The sequence below is a fragment of the Saltatorellus ferox genome, assembly GCA_007751475.1.
In the GTDB taxonomy this organism is placed as follows: domain Bacteria; phylum Planctomycetota; class UBA1135; order UBA1135.
This window is the reverse complement of the sequence record CP036434.1, coordinates 1,762,610-1,779,623: the sequence shown is the minus strand read 5'-3', so window position 1 is coordinate 1,779,623 and position 17,014 is coordinate 1,762,610. Positions and strand designations below refer to the sequence as shown.

General features: G+C 63.8%; 11 protein-coding genes. 2 read left to right on the top strand and 9 right to left on the bottom strand.

Translation table 11 applies throughout. From position 1 onward, the window contains the following. Positions 1 to 197: 197 nt before the first annotated feature. The 7 genes from Poly30_RS06460 to Poly30_RS06430 all read right to left on the bottom strand — a co-directional run bounded on the left by Poly30_RS06460 (position 198) and on the right by Poly30_RS06430 (position 11,179). A complete protein-coding gene (locus tag Poly30_RS06460) occupies positions 198 to 416 on the bottom strand; it encodes a hypothetical protein (protein WP_145195456.1) in 219 nt (72 codons plus the stop codon). Between the two features lie 643 nt (positions 417 to 1,059). After that, entirely contained in the window at positions 1,060 to 3,135 is a 2,076-nt protein-coding gene (locus Poly30_RS06455) for a recombinase family protein (RefSeq protein ID WP_145194155.1), read from the bottom strand. 403 nt (positions 3,136 to 3,538) lie between these two features. After that, the gene (locus Poly30_RS06450; RefSeq protein WP_145194154.1) at positions 3,539 to 4,012 is read right to left on the bottom strand and encodes a helix-turn-helix domain-containing protein; all 474 of its coding nucleotides are present in this window, start codon (positions 4,010 to 4,012) and stop codon (positions 3,539 to 3,541) included. A 188-nt stretch (positions 4,013 to 4,200) separates the two neighbouring features. After that, positions 4,201 to 4,497: a DUF5372 family protein gene (locus tag Poly30_RS06445; RefSeq protein WP_145194153.1), complete on the bottom strand. Its 297-nt coding sequence runs from the start codon at positions 4,495 to 4,497 to the stop codon at positions 4,201 to 4,203. After that, entirely contained in the window at positions 4,460 to 8,302 is a 3,843-nt protein-coding gene (locus Poly30_RS06440) for an FG-GAP-like repeat-containing protein (protein ID WP_145195454.1), read from the bottom strand. Before Poly30_RS06440 ends, Poly30_RS06445 begins: the two co-directional genes overlap by 38 nt. A gap of 322 nt (positions 8,303 to 8,624) precedes the next feature. Next, positions 8,625 to 10,328, bottom strand: a complete 1,704-nt coding sequence (locus Poly30_RS06435; RefSeq protein WP_145195452.1) for a S41 family peptidase — start codon at positions 10,326 to 10,328, stop codon at positions 8,625 to 8,627. 410 nt (positions 10,329 to 10,738) lie between these two features. After that, entirely contained in the window at positions 10,739 to 11,179 is a 441-nt protein-coding gene (locus Poly30_RS06430; RefSeq protein WP_419191400.1) for a transposase, read from the bottom strand. Between the two features lie 179 nt (positions 11,180 to 11,358). Between Poly30_RS06430 and Poly30_RS06425 the strand changes: the two genes are divergently transcribed. Together Poly30_RS06425 and Poly30_RS28185 are read left to right on the top strand one after the other, a co-directional pair. Next, positions 11,359 to 13,377, top strand: coding sequence for a sigma-70 family RNA polymerase sigma factor (locus tag Poly30_RS06425; protein WP_145195449.1), 2,019 nt, complete (start codon positions 11,359 to 11,361; stop codon positions 13,375 to 13,377). 693 nt (positions 13,378 to 14,070) lie between these two features. Beyond that, positions 14,071 to 14,232, top strand: a complete 162-nt coding sequence (locus Poly30_RS28185) for a hypothetical protein (RefSeq protein ID WP_419191028.1) — start codon at positions 14,071 to 14,073, stop codon at positions 14,230 to 14,232. A 212-nt stretch (positions 14,233 to 14,444) separates the two neighbouring features. Here the strand turns inward: Poly30_RS28185 and Poly30_RS06420 are convergent, their stop codons facing one another. Together Poly30_RS06420 and Poly30_RS06415 are read right to left on the bottom strand one after the other, a co-directional pair. Continuing rightward, complete coding sequence (locus Poly30_RS06420; protein ID WP_419191399.1) at positions 14,445 to 14,768, bottom strand: FG-GAP repeat domain-containing protein; 324 nt, start codon at positions 14,766 to 14,768, stop codon at positions 14,445 to 14,447. 419 nt (positions 14,769 to 15,187) lie between these two features. After that, positions 15,188 to 16,843 carry a sulfatase-like hydrolase/transferase gene (locus Poly30_RS06415; RefSeq protein ID WP_419191027.1) on the bottom strand — a complete coding sequence of 552 codons (1,656 nt, stop codon included), beginning with the start codon at positions 16,841 to 16,843 and terminating at the stop codon, positions 15,188 to 15,190. Positions 16,844 to 17,014 lie beyond the last annotated feature (171 nt).

The window sequence follows — 17,014 nt, the reverse complement described above, 5'->3', positions numbered from 1 at the left end:
TAAAACTATTTCGACGAACTTTTGCCGCAGGGCACTAGCAGCCCGTTGAAAAACAGCGATCCACGCAGCAGCGCTCTCCGGCCCCGACTCTGCGTTGAAGTAACCATCCAAATGGCATCCAACCATGGGGAAGTTACTTCGCCTTGATTCGGGGCCGGAGAGCACTACTGCGTGAACCGCTGTTTCTCAACGGGCTGCTAGAGGCGAAACTGAACCGATAGCGCGCTCGAGAAGTTGTGCGGGGCCCCCAGCGGGCCGCCCACGTCGCGGTACCAGCACTGGAACGCCCAGGTCGTCCCGGCCGCCACCTCGCCGACGCCGGTGGCCATCGGCGGCACGCTCGAATCCACGTTCAGCGTGAGCACGCCGGCCGCGCTCGCCTGGGCGACGGGCAGTCGGAAGAGCGATCCGCCCACGCAGAGATAGCCGTTGCCCGAGCGGACGTTCGTGACCTCGGGGCCATAGAAGTAGAGACCGAACGACGCGGGCGGCAGGCCGGTGACGCGGAACGTGAGGTCGTTGGCGGCGAGGCTGGACGACGGATAGGACTTCCAAGCGGGGTTTCGACACCCCAGTCACCGTAGCCCGAGGCCCGATTCTTCGCTAACCCCAGCCTCGCGGGCCACGCGGGAGCGCCCTGACGGCCGGCGGGCTCTTCGCTGAGCCGAACTCGCCCGATTTCCCCCTCTCCGAACGGCACCACCGGTTCGCTTCACCACGAACTGCAGCCAGCACCCTCCCCAAGAGTGCTGGCTGATCTCATTTCACCGAGCCCGATAGCCCGCGCGCCGCTCTTCCGCAGCGCCCTACTTCCCGAAGTCCAGCCGCCCCTGCCGAGGCGGCATCGGTATTCGGACCTCAGATTGGGCCGGTGGGGAACGGCTCGGCCCTGGCGATGATGGGTCTCCCCCACCCAGTGAGTCAGATGATCTCCTCGCCGCCGCTCTCACTCCCTCCAGCACCCTCCGCGCAATCTCCCGATCTGTGATCACGGAGATCATGTGCCTGCGCCCGCGGCAGCGCGGGCAGCTGAGAACATCTTCCGAAAAGGAGTTGTAGTCATACTGCTGCCGATGTCCTGCTTCTCACGATTGATGCCTTCAGTGCGTTCTTCGCCTCGCTTCGAGCTTCGGTCAGGCGCTCGACATCGCCTGCATCGTACATCCAAGTCCCCTTGTCATCCGCGACGATCCCGGTGAGCTGACCGCTCCGGTGAAGGTCCTGCGCGGTGCTGACCGAGACGCCCAGTCGCGCAGCCGCCTGGGCGCGCGACAGCATGCCTTGATCGACAAGTCGAACCCGATACGGCTTCAGTCCATAGGCCTGGATGAGATGTTGGACGCTCTCACTCGTGAATTCATCACCGGCCCCGGTGCGTACTCCGCGTGCTCTCAGCTCCGCGACGACTCCCAGTCGCGTATGGCTTCCCAGGAGCTCGTCGACAAGACGGACGACCTCGGCGGGCGTCCGCCGAAGTTCGAACGCACACAGGGGCACGGGGAGCCGGAAAGACCGCTCCGCGCCGCCCTTCAGTCGCACCTGAACGAGGATGTCTTCGCCCCGAACCAGCGTGACGTCGTCCACCAAGAGCCGCACCAGACGCTTCTTCGTCTGATGCGCCGTGGAGGGATCGGCCCAGAGTGCCGCAAAGCCATCGGGAAGTCCCAGCAGCTCAGCGCGCTGCTCCGTCTCGATCCTGCGAGGGCTCTTCGATGCCCCCTGCTTGCGATCCTCCTGCGCGACCCGAAGCGCACGGAGCTTCTCGTTCCAGTCCGCTTCCAGTGAGTCGGCTACGAGCCGATTCGACGGGTCAACCTGGAGGTAGCGTGACCGCGACAGGTTCGCCTCATACTCCGCGCGCTGCACTCGCAGCTTGAGCTGACGGTCGTCGTCGCCTGCCCGCTCTCGGACCTGCTCTTGCACAGCAAGGCACAGCTCGATCGCCTCGGGAGTGAGCTCTCCCAGAAGAAGCTGACCCATCGCTTCATCGATCGCCTTCCCGTGCATGCGCTGACAGACCTCGGACGCTCCTTGGCTGTGCGCGGAACGACACTCGTAGATCGGCACCTTCCCTTCCTTCCTGCCGTCGTAGTGAACCCACATTCTTTGCCCGCACTTGCCACAGAGGAGGATGCCCTGCAGCAGAGCCGGCCCCTCCCGCGGCGTCAGCGTGCGACGGTCCACGCCGTAGGCGAGGCCGTTCTTTCGAATCGTCTCCTGGTTCCGCAGGTACTCGTCCCAGGTGATGTAGCCCGGGTGCGAGCCCGGCAGAGTCACGAGCCACTCCGACCGCGGAAGGACCACTCGCCTCTTCGTTCCAGTCGGCCCTGGCCGTTCGCCGTACCGACCATAGACGTACGCGCCCGAGTAGATCGGGTTGTGCAAGATCTGGAGCGTGCGAATCGCGGTCAGCGGATTCCAGACGAGCTCCACCAGCCCTCCACGTCGATTCAATCGTGCGGGGAAGTCGAGGCGCGCTCTCTGGAACTCCTTCGCGGTGGCAGCTGCGGACCCGAGTCGAGCGAACGTGTCGAACAGATGCTGGACGCGTTCGCGGATCTCTCCATCCGGATCGAAGACCACTTTGCTCGACCCATCGCGCACGTAGCCAATGGGCAGCTTCTGGCAGAGTTCCCCCCGTTTCGCCTTGTTCAAGATCCCGCCGCGGAGTCGCGCCCTGAGCACGTGCAGTTCCGCTTCACTCATGGTCCCTTTCAGCCCGAGCAGAAGACGATCGTTGAAGCAGGACGGGTCGTACACGCCATCCTCGTCCAGGATGAGCGTGCTCGAAAGCGCGCAGATCTCCAGCAGTCGATGCCAGTCGCTGGAGTTTCGGGCGAGACGGGACACTTCGAGCCCGAGCACGATCCCGGCGTGACCTAGCCCGACTTCCTTGACAAGCTCCTGGAACCCTTGACGATCGGCCGTTCCAGCGGCCGACTGCCCGAGATCGCAGTCGATGGTGATGACCTGCTCTTGACGCCAGCCGTGCGCGACCGCTCTGTCCGCGAGATTGTATTGTCGCTGGGTGCTCTCGCCATTCTCGACCACCTGGCGGAGCGTGGACTGACGGACGTAGAGGTAGGCGTTGCGGCTGAGATGGTGAGCGGTGACGCGTGTGGATGCGTTCGTCATGACGGGACCCTCCGAATCTGTGAATCGATGACCAGAGTTGCCAACAAGTTCAGCAACTCCACTTGCTCATATCGCGCGCCGACGAGGCGCGGGCGCGGCGCTTCTGCGCGCGCAGTCTCCGGGCTCGCCACCGAAGCAGCGGCCGCGAGTTCCGGGCGCATGAAAGCGATCCAGGCCGCCGATCCGCGAACCTGCAGAATGCGCCGAGAGCGCAGGACCGTCATGCGGCTGACTTCGATCGCTCGCACCGACGAGTCCTCGCCGCCCGGCATATTCGCCGGTTCCGAAGCCTCCATCAGGACGGAACGACGAATCTCCTCGTACGCATGCGCGAGGCCCACCTCGATCTCACTTCCCTCCGCCTTCGGGCCGTCAGGACCGCCCGTCGAGTACAGAACGGGGATCAGCGGGGCTTTTTTCGCAAGCCCTCGTGGGCCACGGCTCGCTCGATCGTTCGTACGTGAAGCCGCAGGCCAAGCCGCGCCTGCACCTCGTCGGCCAGTTTCGCACCGGTGAGGTGCTTGTCCTCCGCCAGCAACTCGCGCAGGAGCGCAAGGACGGGAGCCGTCACCTTGCGAGCACCTTTCGGGCCGCGCTTCTTGGGCAGCAGCCCGGCCATGCCCGCACGCTCGAACTCGGCCAGGGTTGAGTAGAACGCGGGTCGCGAAAGCCCGAAGTCCGCGGCCGCCTTGACAACGCTGTCCCCGTCGACGTGGACCCGCCTGAGCATCTCGTACTTCACTTGAAGCATGTCGCGCGGGTCGAAGAAGTCGAGCTGTGCAAAGAGCCGGTCGCTCACCGCCTCCGGGTGAGGATTGAGGATGGACCAGCGGCCCAGGTCGCCAGCTTTGGGATCGTCGGGGGGTGGGGTTGGCATGGTGGTCTGGGCACTTGAACTGGAGGACTGACTTAAGTTCTATGCCGCGCCTGGTGGCGACTTCAAGGACGCCCTCCGCTGAAAATGAGCACTTTCGTGGAATTAAAACCACAATCGTCTCGCTGCCATTCTGGCGCGAGCCATCTGCAAGCGGCATATTTTGCCTTACAGTTGCGGCAGGGTTTGACTTACACATCTTCCGCCTCCTTGCCGACCCTCGAGCCTCCAGGCTCTGGCGCGGCCTGCCGCTGAGCAGCCACGAGCGCGACTGCATGGAGCAGCTCCTCGACGCGGAACGGCGCCCGCCCCACGCTCGCCCGGGCGAACGGATCCACCTCGGCGAGGCTGGTCCAGGCCACTACAAGGCTGAAAACGACCCCGGCGCCGTCACAGCAGTCGACCCGGCTTTCGCCAGCGGTTCGCCGAACGGCGATGACCCGCAGCTCCTCACCGGAGCGCGGGTGGAAGGGATGAGTGACCGTCAATCGCTCCGTTGAATCGGGGACATCGACAGTAGTTGGTTGCGTGATCCAACACCCGCTTCAGAAGATCTGCCCAGCGGATGTACCTCTGGTCCTTCGACGGCTCCCCCGCACTCTTCCCCGCGTCTTCATCGGCGACGTCCACCTCCTTCGGCTCCTTCCGAACCACGGGACGCGGCACCACCAGATCACGCAATGATGAGGCCGGGGCCAGCACTCCCTGATACGTCAGCTGATGCTCGCGCGGATGCGGCGCGAGCGCCGCCAGTCGAGCCATGAACTGGTACGGCGTCATGACGAAGCCTTTGGTCCCATCACGCCAGGCCTTGCGTAGCAGCCACGAGACCATCCCATCGGGACGCACCTCGAAGCGCTCGAGACTGATGGCGGGCCTCGTCACATAGCGGCAGAGCTTCTCCAGCTGCGCCCGCTGGCCCTTGCGGATAAGCGTCGCCGCGTGCAACGAGAACCCGTCGGCGTTCACCACCAGCGGAGGCGGCACATACTGACTCCCCCAACCCGACGACTGGAATGCCCTGGCAAGGTCAGGGTCGATGAGGCGTTTGAGCGGCTGCCCAGCACCTGGGCCGAAGGGCACCAGCGACTTCACCGAGGCCGCCTTCAGGGCTGGAAAGAACGCATCATCACGCGCGTCGCCAAAGTCGAGAAGCTGCTGCTCATGCTCACTCGAATCCGCGAACTCAGCAGGTGCCTCGTCGCCTGCGCGCGGCGGAAGGCCGAGCGCAATCGGATACAGACCATAGCGCTCCAGCACGCGACGGATACGCTTGATCACGTCACCGTGGACACGTTCGACCTCATCCGACTTAAGGGGGCCCGTGGGCAGGAACACGGGCGGATCGAAAGGGCCGCGCGTGACGTAGACTCCATCCAAGTAGAGGGAGTGTTGATGTACGTTAAGTCCCAACGAGGATTCAAAACGCTGCGTCGAGTTCACGGCGCCGACGTCGAGCCGGACCCGGACCAGGGAGTCAGGAACGGAAGCTGCCGCTTCCACTGGGTCGCCCTTTGGGTCGCCTTGCATTTCTTGCCGCTGACGATCCAGGATCACTTGTCCGCGGCGCTTGTAGGACGCAGACACCGCGCGAATGTGGGCCCGCGTGACCTCTCGGCAGAGCTCCGCGTTCATCGCCATCGCGAGGCGCAGCGGCTTGGGGACCGTGAGCACCCACTGGCGCACATCGACATCGGGGAAGACCCTGTCGACGATGTGCGCGGCCGTCTGCGCCATCTGGCGCCCGCCGCAGGAGGAACAGATGGTTCGCCCCTTACAGGAGAACGGCACGATCGTGTCCGTCGCGCAGGAGGGGCAACGGAGGCGGCTGAAGCCGAATGCTGGATCGCCGCATTCGAGTAGAGCCTCGAATTCCTGGATGACGTACTGCGGCAGGGAACGGCCGCCGTGCTCGTCCTCGAACTCCTCGAGGAAACCGGGAAGGTGCGCGCGGACGAAATTCTGGAGCGGTGACCGGCCCCCCGTGCCCCTGAAGATGTCCGGTGGATCGTCCATTCCAGAGGAACGGACCGGGACGTCGAGGTCCCCGTCACCGCCGAGGTCGGCCAGTGTAAAAATCCTGCTCGCCGCGATGCCGCCGCTCGGGTGGGGACCGGCGAGCGGCACTGCGGTGGAACTGTAGACGCCGCCTCCCAGGTGGATGTAGCCCACGAGCGTGCGTGAGGTGGCTTCGAGGGCCACGATGTCGAGGTCCAGATCGCCGTCCACGTCGAGTTGCGCGAACTGGGCGAGGCCCTGAATGCCAGCGATCAGGATCTGTTGAGGACCGCTGCCGAGACCCGCAGGCCCACCGGGAAGCCACTGGAGGTCCACGGGGCTGCCCCGTTGAAGAGCCACATCGTCGTAGCCATCCTCGTCGAAGTCGCCGACCTGGAGACTGAAGGCCGGGCCCATGAGAGGCTGCTCGGGACCGAGCGCTCCCCCTCCCAGTCCGGCACGCCATGAGAGGGCGGGGGAGAACAACGAGAAGATCGTCGCGCTTCGAATGGCGACGTCACGGACGCCGTCTCCGTCGAAGTCACCGAAGGCGTATTCGCCGATGGCGAACGCGGAGCCACTGGACTGGTGCAGAGGTGCCGCCGCTGCGAACGAGCCCGGGGACGTCTGCTCCATCCAGCGGAGTTCGTTGGTCGCGTAGTCGGTTCCCACCAGGTCGATGTCCCCGTCTCCATCCCAGTCCAGCGCGCTGGCTCCGTGATAGTCGAAGGCGTCGGATCCGATCGAGACAGGAGCCTGGAAGTGGCCGCTGGCGCTGACCTGGACCAGGTAGAGGTCCGGGCCGAGATCGGACTGGCGAACGAGGACCGCCGCGCCGCCGGGGGCCGTTCCGTTGAGGTCGGCCACGAGCATCGGTTCACCGCGAATCCCGATACTGCCCATGAACTCGAGCTGATCGGTGCCGATCGTGCCCCGGGCCCAGACGACTTCAGGGATGGCGGATGGCCCGTCGTCGATCGCGATTACGACGTCGAGCAGTCCGTCCGAATCGATATGGCCTGCCGCCTGCGGTCCTGCGAGGGGGCCTCCGAAGGTCAGCGCGCGATCCTCGAACTCGACGTTGGAGGTGCCAGCGCCGACCTTCGAGAGCCTGAAGGACGGACGCTCTTTGCCAACGCCTGGAGGCATCAGTAGCGGGACGACGAGGTCGTCGCGACCATCGCCGTTGAAGTCGCCCGACGCCAGACTCAACATCCACCACGCGTCTTCGCTGGACTCGACGGGCGCCGCGAAGTTTCCCGCGCCATCGCCCGCGAATGCGCTGATCGCGTAGGGGGTCGCCGGGTTTCCCGAGAACGTGATGGCGACCAGGTCCAGCGCGTCGTCCCCGTTGATGTCCGCCAGCTCCATCACGCTGCGGCTACTGGTCGACAGGTCCGTGGTGCCGAGGTGGACCGGAGCCGCTAGCATCCCCGCGGCGTTGCCCGCATAGAGCTGAAAGGCCCACTGGTCGGGTGGAGGGTTGCCCGTGACGGTCAGAGCCAAGACGTCGGTATGGCCGTCCTGGTCGAGATCGCCCAGCTCGAGGTCGTAGGTGAAGGGCGACGCCACCGGCACGGCTTCGAGCTGAAGCATGCCGCCATTCCCCCGCATGATGACGAGGGCGTCGTTGTCCGACCGAATCGCGACGAAGTCGAGGCCGCCGTCCTGATCGAGGTCGGCCGGTCGCGCCAAGTAGAATGCTTCGTTCGAGGTTTGGATCGAGGTCGGCGATCCGAAGGTGCCGCCCCCGAGGTTGCGGGTGACCTGGAATTGCGTCCCGCCGGTCATGAACGACTGGAACGCGTCGGGATAGAGAATCAGATCGAGGTCACCATCTCCGTCGAGGTCGTTGGCCAGAAGGCTCTGTAGCGTGGGAAAGACGGGCGACGCGATCGCGAGAGGGGGCTCGAACTCCGAACTAGCGGAGCCGTACCAGACCAGTACCGCGCCAGGGATTCCTGGCACCGGGGGGTGATGGCCGATGAGATCGACCAGGCCATCGCCGTTCAGATCTGCTGCGACGGAGGGAACGCCTGGCTCCTCGGTCGCGGGGATGGGGGACGCCAGATCTCTTGCGTCGATCAGCCGACCTTCATTGTTTGCGTGGTAAGCCCGGAGTATGCGGTCGAACCCAGTCCCGAGGAGTTCGGTCTGCCCGTCGCCGTCGATATCGAGGGGCGCGACGAAGACGTTGGGCACGAGCTCCCGGGGAGTGGGGTCGACCGATGATTGCGCCGTGGCGGCCGTCGGAGCTAGCAGTGCCAGCAGCAGGTGGGGTCCAGCGTGTCTCATGGGCCAGATGGTGTTGGGAAGTATCGGGTCCGCAAGAGAGGGAGTCCCTCCAAGCGAGGGGTTCGCGTCCTCTCTCTAGGCGATCCGTCTTACGAGGTCACACCGCTGGCAACGGTCACACCTCGACATTCTCTTTTGGCCAGCCCGGAAAGCCCCGACGTCATCCGCGCCCGCGGCACGAAGAGCGTGATGGACAACGACTTCATGCAGTACGGAACCGCGTTCGTTTCCGCCACTCGGTGCGTTTGGGACGATTGGGGGAGTGGCGCAAACGAACGCGGTACAGTACTGCCACTGCCATATCTGCAGCGCCCAATACTCGTTAGTTTTCATCTGAGATATATTGGCTTGCGAGTTCTAGCGCAAAGTCACGTCGCTCGATAAAATCATCGACAGTTGGCGGCGCCGAAATATCGGGTTGCACCCCAACACCCACAAAGTCCGATCCATCTGGATAGGTATCGCGTTTCGTAGTGATGCGAGCCCTGCCGCCTCCTGGCAGTGAAATTGGGAGAGGCTGGCCTGTGCTGCCGCCGCTCGCCTGTCCGATGATGGGACCGCGATCCATGACATCAAAGGCCACCAAGAAATCTTCCGCGGCGGAGAATGTTTCTGGCCCAGATAGGACCGCAACAGGACCGGAATAATACTGATCGGGGTCAGGGAGTTCTGTATTCCCCGTTGATTCATGGTTGTCAGTTGGGTAGCTCCACGCACGATAGGCGGGGCGATAGTTCATTGTTCTCCATGAACTGACCGCAAAGGGTTCTTGGGTAAGTCTGGACAGGACGTCATAGCCATAATTGCTACTGCCGCCGCCATTCTTGCGCACATCGAAGACGATTCCATCGGCTTTCGATATATCTTCAAAGTTGTCGGCAAAGCCTTTCGAAGCGTCGGGATTGCTGAAAGAGTTGAGTTCCACATAGGCAATGTTATCCGGCAGCATTCTCCACCGAAAATTCGGCGGCTGTTGTCCCATGCCTTCCGTTAAGGCTCCCCATGTTTCCCAATCGGGTCGACTGGATTGAACGACAAAGGTATCACCTGCCTGCGTCTTGATCGTGAATTCGATCGGGCCTTGTGGTCCCGTAAAGAGGCGCCATGAGTAGACGACGCTATCGATGTACGCTTTGACAGAACCGCTGACGAAGGGGCGGCGTTCCGTATCCGCAAAGTCTTGGATGGGCACTTCATCAACTGCTATGATTTCATCGCCGCGTTCGATGCCTGCGGCTTCAAATTCCTCGCCTAAAGCGTACTCCAGAATGAGTCTGTCTTCAATCCATTGGTACTTGATGGCTGGGACATGGAAACGTCCGCGTTGGAAAGCTGGATCGTTCGGGAAATAGACATTCGCATGGCCGTCTTCGAGTTTTGCTACAAAAGCCTGGAGCAGTCTGTAATATTCATACGTGTTTTCGCTGGCCATTACGCGCGGAATCATGGCGCGATATTCGGCGTCCCAATCAAGCTCGGGAACGAGATCGAAGTTCGAGAAGTTGTATTTAGCTTCCGACCACAGAAGAGACAGGCCCGCCAACTTGTCTTCAACGGGCAAGTTCCTTTCATACGGGGTTTGAAGAGAAACCGCGCCCCAACGTCTCTCTTCGCTTGCGCTGGCCTCTGTAATCGTCTCTTCAATGGTGGCCCAGCGAGATGCATTTCTCAAACTATCAAGGTCTGTATCCTGTTCCATCAGATCAGTGTCGATGAAGCCAAGTTCAGCGGCTCGTTCCAGTAGGTCGAGCGCTTTATCGGTGCAACCGTCGGCAAGCGCGTAAGCGCGAGCGGCATTATAGGCGGCTGAGCGACGCATCCATTTCGGGGCGCCTTCCCGGTTTGCAACGTCCTCGTATAGAACGCCAGCCTCGTCATAGCTCTCCGATTGGTATCGTTTATCTGCCTGACTTTGAGTGGCCTCGATCGTGATCTCTACCTCCGGCTCTGGCGTGGCGCAAGCCGACAGGTAAAGTAGAATGCAGGTGATGAGAGCGGTGGCCAGTTTGATGTTATTGACTGTCATGACTATTTGCGGTTGCCTGGAGCGGGACGGTATATGCGCCAGGTGGAGAGATTTGGCTCATGGTCTTGGCTGACTTCAGAGCAGAGAGACTGCAGGTGGAAGCGGCGCAGAACGGTCGCCAACCACGATCGATTCAGCCCGCCGTGCGCGGGTGGCGAAGTGCGAACCATCATCCATGTCTCCTGCACCAGGTCGTCGGCGCCGTCCCGAGTCAGGGCGCGGGCAAGCGCGTTCAGCCAGGCGACGTCGGTCAGGGAGAGGTCAGGATGAGCTTCACTCATGGCACACTCGGAATGCCACCGCCCGGAACGCCGTCGAGCCTAGTTTCGTTTTCTTGTCAGGGCCGAGCGCTCCCGCTTCCAATCCGCGCAGCCACCCCGGTATAGGCCCGCGGTTTTCACCAGTCAAACTTAGGGGCGGAGCCGGGGGCTCGAGGTCTCGCCCATCGCCGCGCGTAGCGCGCCTTCGTCTGGTTCGTTCTGGAGACGCGTCCGTCGATGAAGAGCTTCATCTCCCCGATGTGGGACTCCATGGAACACTGCGTCGTCCCGTCTTCCCGCGGCAGCGCTCGAATGGGCGGAGCCGATCGCCATTGCATACGGTGTCATGCGCAGCATCTGGCTCAGCGAGTACTGGATCCGCTGGGGGGCGCGCTCGTCGATGAGCTTGCTGGCCAAGCTGCGAGTGACGTCCAGCTTCTCGTCGAGCTCGCGCAGTAGCATCAGGCCCGCATCGAAGGTGAGCTTCTCCGGGCGGCCCTCCACTCGGATCGAACCGTTGAAACTTGGCGAGAAATGGCTACCGCTGAAGTCACCCGTGGGATCTTTGGACGTTGGCTGCGTGCGGCGTATTGAAGCACTCGCCAGTGCATCGGTTGCGTCCGCTCCGTTGGGTCGTTCAGCTCAGTTCGATGAATATCGCGGGCTTAAACCGGGGTGGCTGCGCGACTTTTAGGCGGGAGCGCTCGGCCCTGACAATAAAACGAAACTAGGCTCGACGGCGTTTCGGGCGGTGGCATTCCGTGCGTGCCATGAGTGAAGCTCATCCTGACCTCTCCCTGACCGACTCCTCCCTGACCGACGTCGCCTGGCTGATTGCGCTCGCCCGCACCCTGACTCGGGACGGCGCGGACGCTGACGACCTGGTGCAGGAGACATGGATGATCGCTTGCACTTCGCCACCTCCGCACGGCGGGCTGAATCGACCGTGGTTGGCGACCGTTCTGCGCCGCTTCCACCTGCAGTCGCTCCGCTCTGAGCGTCGCCGTGTCCACCGCGCCAAGAGCGCAGCAAGACGAGAAGCTATGCCGGATACGGCCGAGCTTGTGGAGCGCGCAGAGCTGCAGCGGGCGCTGGCCGACTGCCTCCTCTCCCTGGAAGACCCCTACCGCACGACGCTGATGCTCGTCGCGTTCGAGGGGGTCACGACCGCCGAAATCGCGGAGCGTGACGGCGTGTCGGTCGGTGTAGTGCGGTATCGCGTGCGCAAAGCCCGCGAGGCGATGCGAGCGAAGCTGATGGCGAGTGACGGCGAAGACTGGAGTCAGTGGTGTGCTGTCCTCCTGCCCTTCGCCCGTCTTTCCCTTCCGGGCGAGGCCGGTGCCGCACACGCATCTGCCTCGCCGATGTTCGTCGCAGCGAGCGCCTGGATCGGCGCGTTATCCATGACCTTCAAACTACTCGTCTCCCTTTCGATCGTTGTGGTGCTCATCACCGCGGCCACCTCCCTCGACAAGACACAGCTCAACGTTACGCCCCAAGTGGTACGCGACGTGGAACGAGTCTCGAGCGCGGTCACGTCTCCGCTCCTCGATGCGATTCCTGCCAAGGGCCGGCGGGAGAGCGCACCCTCGATCCGTGAGCGCGCTCTTCCTGAGGCGGTGCAGGCTGAAGAGCCGGTCGAAGCCGTTGGGGCACCGGCGCCTTCGCCGCGGCGGATCACTTCCCTCGCGACGCTCGAGATTCGAATACGGTCGCAGGAAATGGGCTGGTTTGCGTCACTCATGGCGGACGAGCCACCTTTCCCAGGAGGCAACGGACCGAGCTGGTCTACAGGGGACCTGGAGACCGGCTACCAGATGAACAGCTCGGCAGGCCAAGGGGCCGGGCAGACGTATGCTCTCAGCAACCTAGATGGCGTCTACCGCTTCTTGAACGTGCGGCCTGGCGTTCCGCTGCGGGTCGCCGCGGTGGACGGATTCTTCTTTGCGGGAGACGAGGTTGAGGTATCGCCGCTTCTGCCGGGAGAAGACCGCGTCGTCGAGGTCGTCGTCACGAGGGAGCTGCGCAGGTTCCAAGGCCGCGTCCTTTCTCCCGACGGTGAGCCGATCGAGGGCGCGTCGCTGCAGCTGTCGGTGCCCGGAGAGACGCTCGTGACCGGCGACCATACAGGCCCTGACGGCGCTTTCCGAACGCAGCCGATGAAGGTCGAAGAGCTGATTCTCGCCGTTCGAGCCAAAGGCTTCGCGACGACGGTTGATACCCGCTTTGCGGTCCCCAATGGTCCGATCGATATCTTCCTCGAGCGGGGCCGGCCCGTGCGGATTCTGGTCCGCGACGCGGAGATGCGATGGGTAGAGGACGCCGAGATCATTGGCCGAGAGACCGGAGCTGGGGTCTGCTATTCAGCCCGCGGACGGACCAACCAGGATGGAGTGTGCAGGCTCGAGGCCGTTTCGAGCGTTGACCTTCCCCTGGAGATCAGCGTCAACGGCCGTACCTTCCACTCGACGCTGCTGGCCCACGAGGTCGAGCACATCGTCGAGGTCCCGACTCGGCAGTCGTGCTTCATCCGCGTGAACGGCCCTCGCACGGCGCGTCTTCAGGGCGCGGAGCGCATCGCTCTCCGTCCGGTCGCACCGACAGAAGGAGAGGTCCTGATGCAGGCGCTGCAACTCAGCGCGAACGAGGCGATCTTCGAGCGGGTCTTCCCGGGGACCTACGAGGCTACCCTCGAGCGCATCGAGAAAGAGTCAGTCGTTTGGACGAGCGACCCTGTCATGGTCGACGTGAAAGCCAGTGGTCCGAACGAGACGAGCTTGGATCGCTGAAGACGGGGCTACTGGACGCCAAGGCGGATAGCACCTACAGCAAATCCACTTGCCCACCGACGGCGACTACGAGCAGCCCCTACTCGACTGGTCGTTGCGCAAGGCCCAGCCGAACGGGACTGTGGGGTGGGACGAGAGCATTCGTGATGACGCCGAACGAGTTCATCGCAAGGCTAGCAGCGATCGTGCCGCATCCGCGCGAGCATTAGTTGACGTATCAGGGGGTGTTGGCACCCGCGTCGCCGCTGTGCGACCAGGTGGTCCCTCGGCCAGTGGTGCGGAGGTTGCTGGATTCAGTTCGCGAAGGGCTGGAGCGGAACAAGCCGCCGCCGCAAAGTGGGGGAGGGTGTTGGCACGAAATCGTGCTTTGGGTACTGCGGGGCCCGCCCCGACTGCCAGCTTGAAGTTCCTATCCGTCGCCGGCTGGTAAAGCTCACTTCGTGAAGTCGCGGACGTCTACGGTACCGGTGACGGTACAGCCCACAATTCGTTGAGGAGTCCTCTCTGTCGGCAGCGGTGTCCCAGCACTGGAAGGAGCGCATCACCGCAGCGTCCCATGGTACCCTCGGGTTCGTGCCGACCCCCCGCCTTGAGCTTCTACCCGCCTCCGCATCGTTGCGCCACAGGGGGCGCCGGCGACTCGCCTGGGTGGCCTTGGCTCTTGTCGCAGGCTCCGTGGGGACTGAGGCTGGCTTGCGCTACGTCCTGTTCTCCGATAGCGAGAGAGCCGTAGGGCTCGCCGAGCGCTGGGGAGTGCGAGATGCTGGCTTGTATGGCTCGCCCGACGACGATGACGAGTACTGGACGCTGCGCCGGGTCTTCGCCCCGACGGAGGAGATGCGCCTGAACGAATAGGAATTCCAAGCGGGGTGTCGAAATGACGCACCTTGAGGGTCGGCCAGCGACGATGGGCGGAGCGATCGTCGAGTATCCGTCAGAGCAGGTTCTCGTGGCGGTGAGGGACGTGCTCCCGACGCAGGGAGCCACGGTCGACCGCGTCGACTTCATGGCGTTCAGTCCGAGCGGAAACCGCTGGGTGGCACGGGTTCAGGTCCTCGGGTTCGGCATTATTGCGCGGACGGCTCTCGTGGCGGATGGCGACCTGATCGATCTGGGTCTCCGTCCCCGTCCATGTCTGCGATGTCCCAGCCGAGGAACCCTCCCGACGTTCCGATCACCACGGGAGACGCGAACACGCCGCCTCCTTCACTTCGCATCCACGTCGGCCTGCCGCTCACCATGAAGACAAGGTCTTCCGCTCCATCGCCGTCCAGGTCCGCAGCTCTCAAGTCGGTGGTGTTGCCAGATGCTGGCACAATCGTCGAAGGTTGACCGAACGTCCCGTCCCCGACGTTGAGGACCAGGCAGAGCTCTGGCGACGAATAAACGATGTCGAGATCTCCATACGGATAGGACTTCCAAGCGGGGTTTCGACACCCCAGTCACCGTAGCCCGAGGCCCGATTCTTCGCTAACCCCAGCCTCGCGGGCCACGCGGGAGCGCCCTGACGGCCGGCGGGCTCTTCGCTGAGCCGAACTCGCCCGATTTCCCCCTCTCCGAACGGCACCACCGGTTCGCTTCACCACGACCTTCAGCCAGCACCCTCCCCGAGAATGCTGGCTGATCTCATTTCACCGAGCCCGATGGCCCGCGCGCCGCTCTCCTGCGCCCTACTTCCCGAAGTCCAGCCGCCCTTGCCGAAGCGGCATCGGTATTCGTACTTCGGACTCTGCTGGTGGTGAGCGGCTCGGCCCTGGCGATGATGGGTCTCCCCCACCCAATGAACCGGATGATCTCCTCGCCGCCGCTCTCACCCCCTCCAGCACCTTCCGCGCTGGACTTCGTCGAGCCCTTCCCTGTAAGGCCGGAGTGACGGCACCGGCACGTGGTCGTAGGGCCGCGGCGCGGACGGGTTGGGTCGGCGTATGCGCAGCACCTCCTTGCGCATGCTGATGTTCAAGCGCTCGAAGAAGGGGCTCGTCCCCGCGAGGTCATGGGACTCGCCCGGGTCCCCCAGCGTCTCATAGATCTGGAACGGATCCTCGTGGGACTGGATGTCGGTACGGACGCCCTTGTAGCCGTCCAGGTAGATCGCCTGCATCTGGCCTCGCTTCGCGCCGCGCCTGCCTGGGGCGAACTCTTCGTAGCCTGGCGTCTTGCCGCCCGCCGTGTACTCGACGTAGACCGTTCCCACGGGTGACTGCTCGTCTCCGCGCAGGTCCGCCGCCATGCTGACGCCGTCCGTCCCTGAGGGCGCACGGCCTCCACCAAGCTCCAGGAGAGTCGGTAGCCAGTCGTGGAACTGCGAGATACGCGGGCTGCTGGTACCGGCCGGGACTTCACCTGGCCAGCGAGCGATGGTGGGCACCCGGATGCCGCCTTCGTAGACGTCGCGCTTGATTCCGTCGAGGGGGCCGAAGGAGTCGAAGCGATCCGCGCCGTACCTCCGGCCTTTGGTGTACGCCTCGTTGTGGGGCCCGTTGTCCGACGTCAGCACGAGCAGCGTGTTCTCCGTCAAACCCAGGTCGTCCAGCGTCTGCATGAGGTCACCTACGCCGTCGTCGAGGCGCCGCACCATCGTGGCGAAACGCTTCTCCGAGTCCGTCCATTCCTGGTCTCTGTAGTCGGGGTGGAGGAACGAATCGATCGGCTCGGCCGCGGTGTTGATCATCGCCCCGGGCTCGCCGAGCCACTGGACGCCGCCATTCATGCCGCTGCCTTCGGGGTACGGTGCCGCCGGTACGTGCAGGGCCGCATGGGGCGTGTCGTAGGTGAGGAGCAGGAAGAACGGCTGCGATGACTCCGCGGCTGCCCGCTCGGCGAGGAACTTCTTCGCGCGGGCCGTGAAGAGGTCCGTCGTGTAGCATCCGGTGAGCTGCGCCGACACATTCTCCTGGCCGTCGTAGAGCTCCATCTTGCCCCGCGCCTCGGTCTTGTGGGCGGGGTAGTGGGAGTGCCCGTCGCGGTGTCGGACGTAGCCGAAGAACTCGTCGAAGCCGCGCTTCGTGGGATACGCGGGCCATGTCGCCGGGCTCTCTCCGTTGCCCTGCAGACCCCACTTACCGATGAGTGCCGTCCGATAGCCAGCGCCTTGCAGGAGGCTCGCCATGTTGGGACCCTCGGGTAGAGCCTTGTCGAACTGGTTGTCGCGGATCGCCGCATGCCCCTGATGCTGACCTGACATCAGCGACGCACGCGAAGGCGCGCAAACGGGCGCGGGGCAGTAGTGCCTCAGCAGAATCCGCCCCTCCCTCGCCAAACGGTCCATGTGCGGCGTGGAGTGGCGCCGCGACTCCTGGCGCTCATTCTGGAAGAGCACGCCGAGGTCTCCGTAGCCCAGGTCATCACAGAGGATGAAGAGGACGTTGGGCCGCGACTCCCTTGGCGAGGCTTCCGGCGGGGCCTGTCCCGAGGCGGCCAGCCCTCCGCCCATGAGGAGGGCCGTCAGGCATGGCGGAAGGATCAAGGACCATGGACGTGTTCCTCGGCTGCTCAAACTCATCATGGCCCGAGCCTATCAGTTTGCCACAACAGACTCCGTAGGAAGGCCGTGACGGATAGGACTTCCAAGCGGGGTTTCGACACCCCAGTCACCGTAGCCCGAGGCCCGATTCTTCGCTAACCCCAGCCTCGCGGG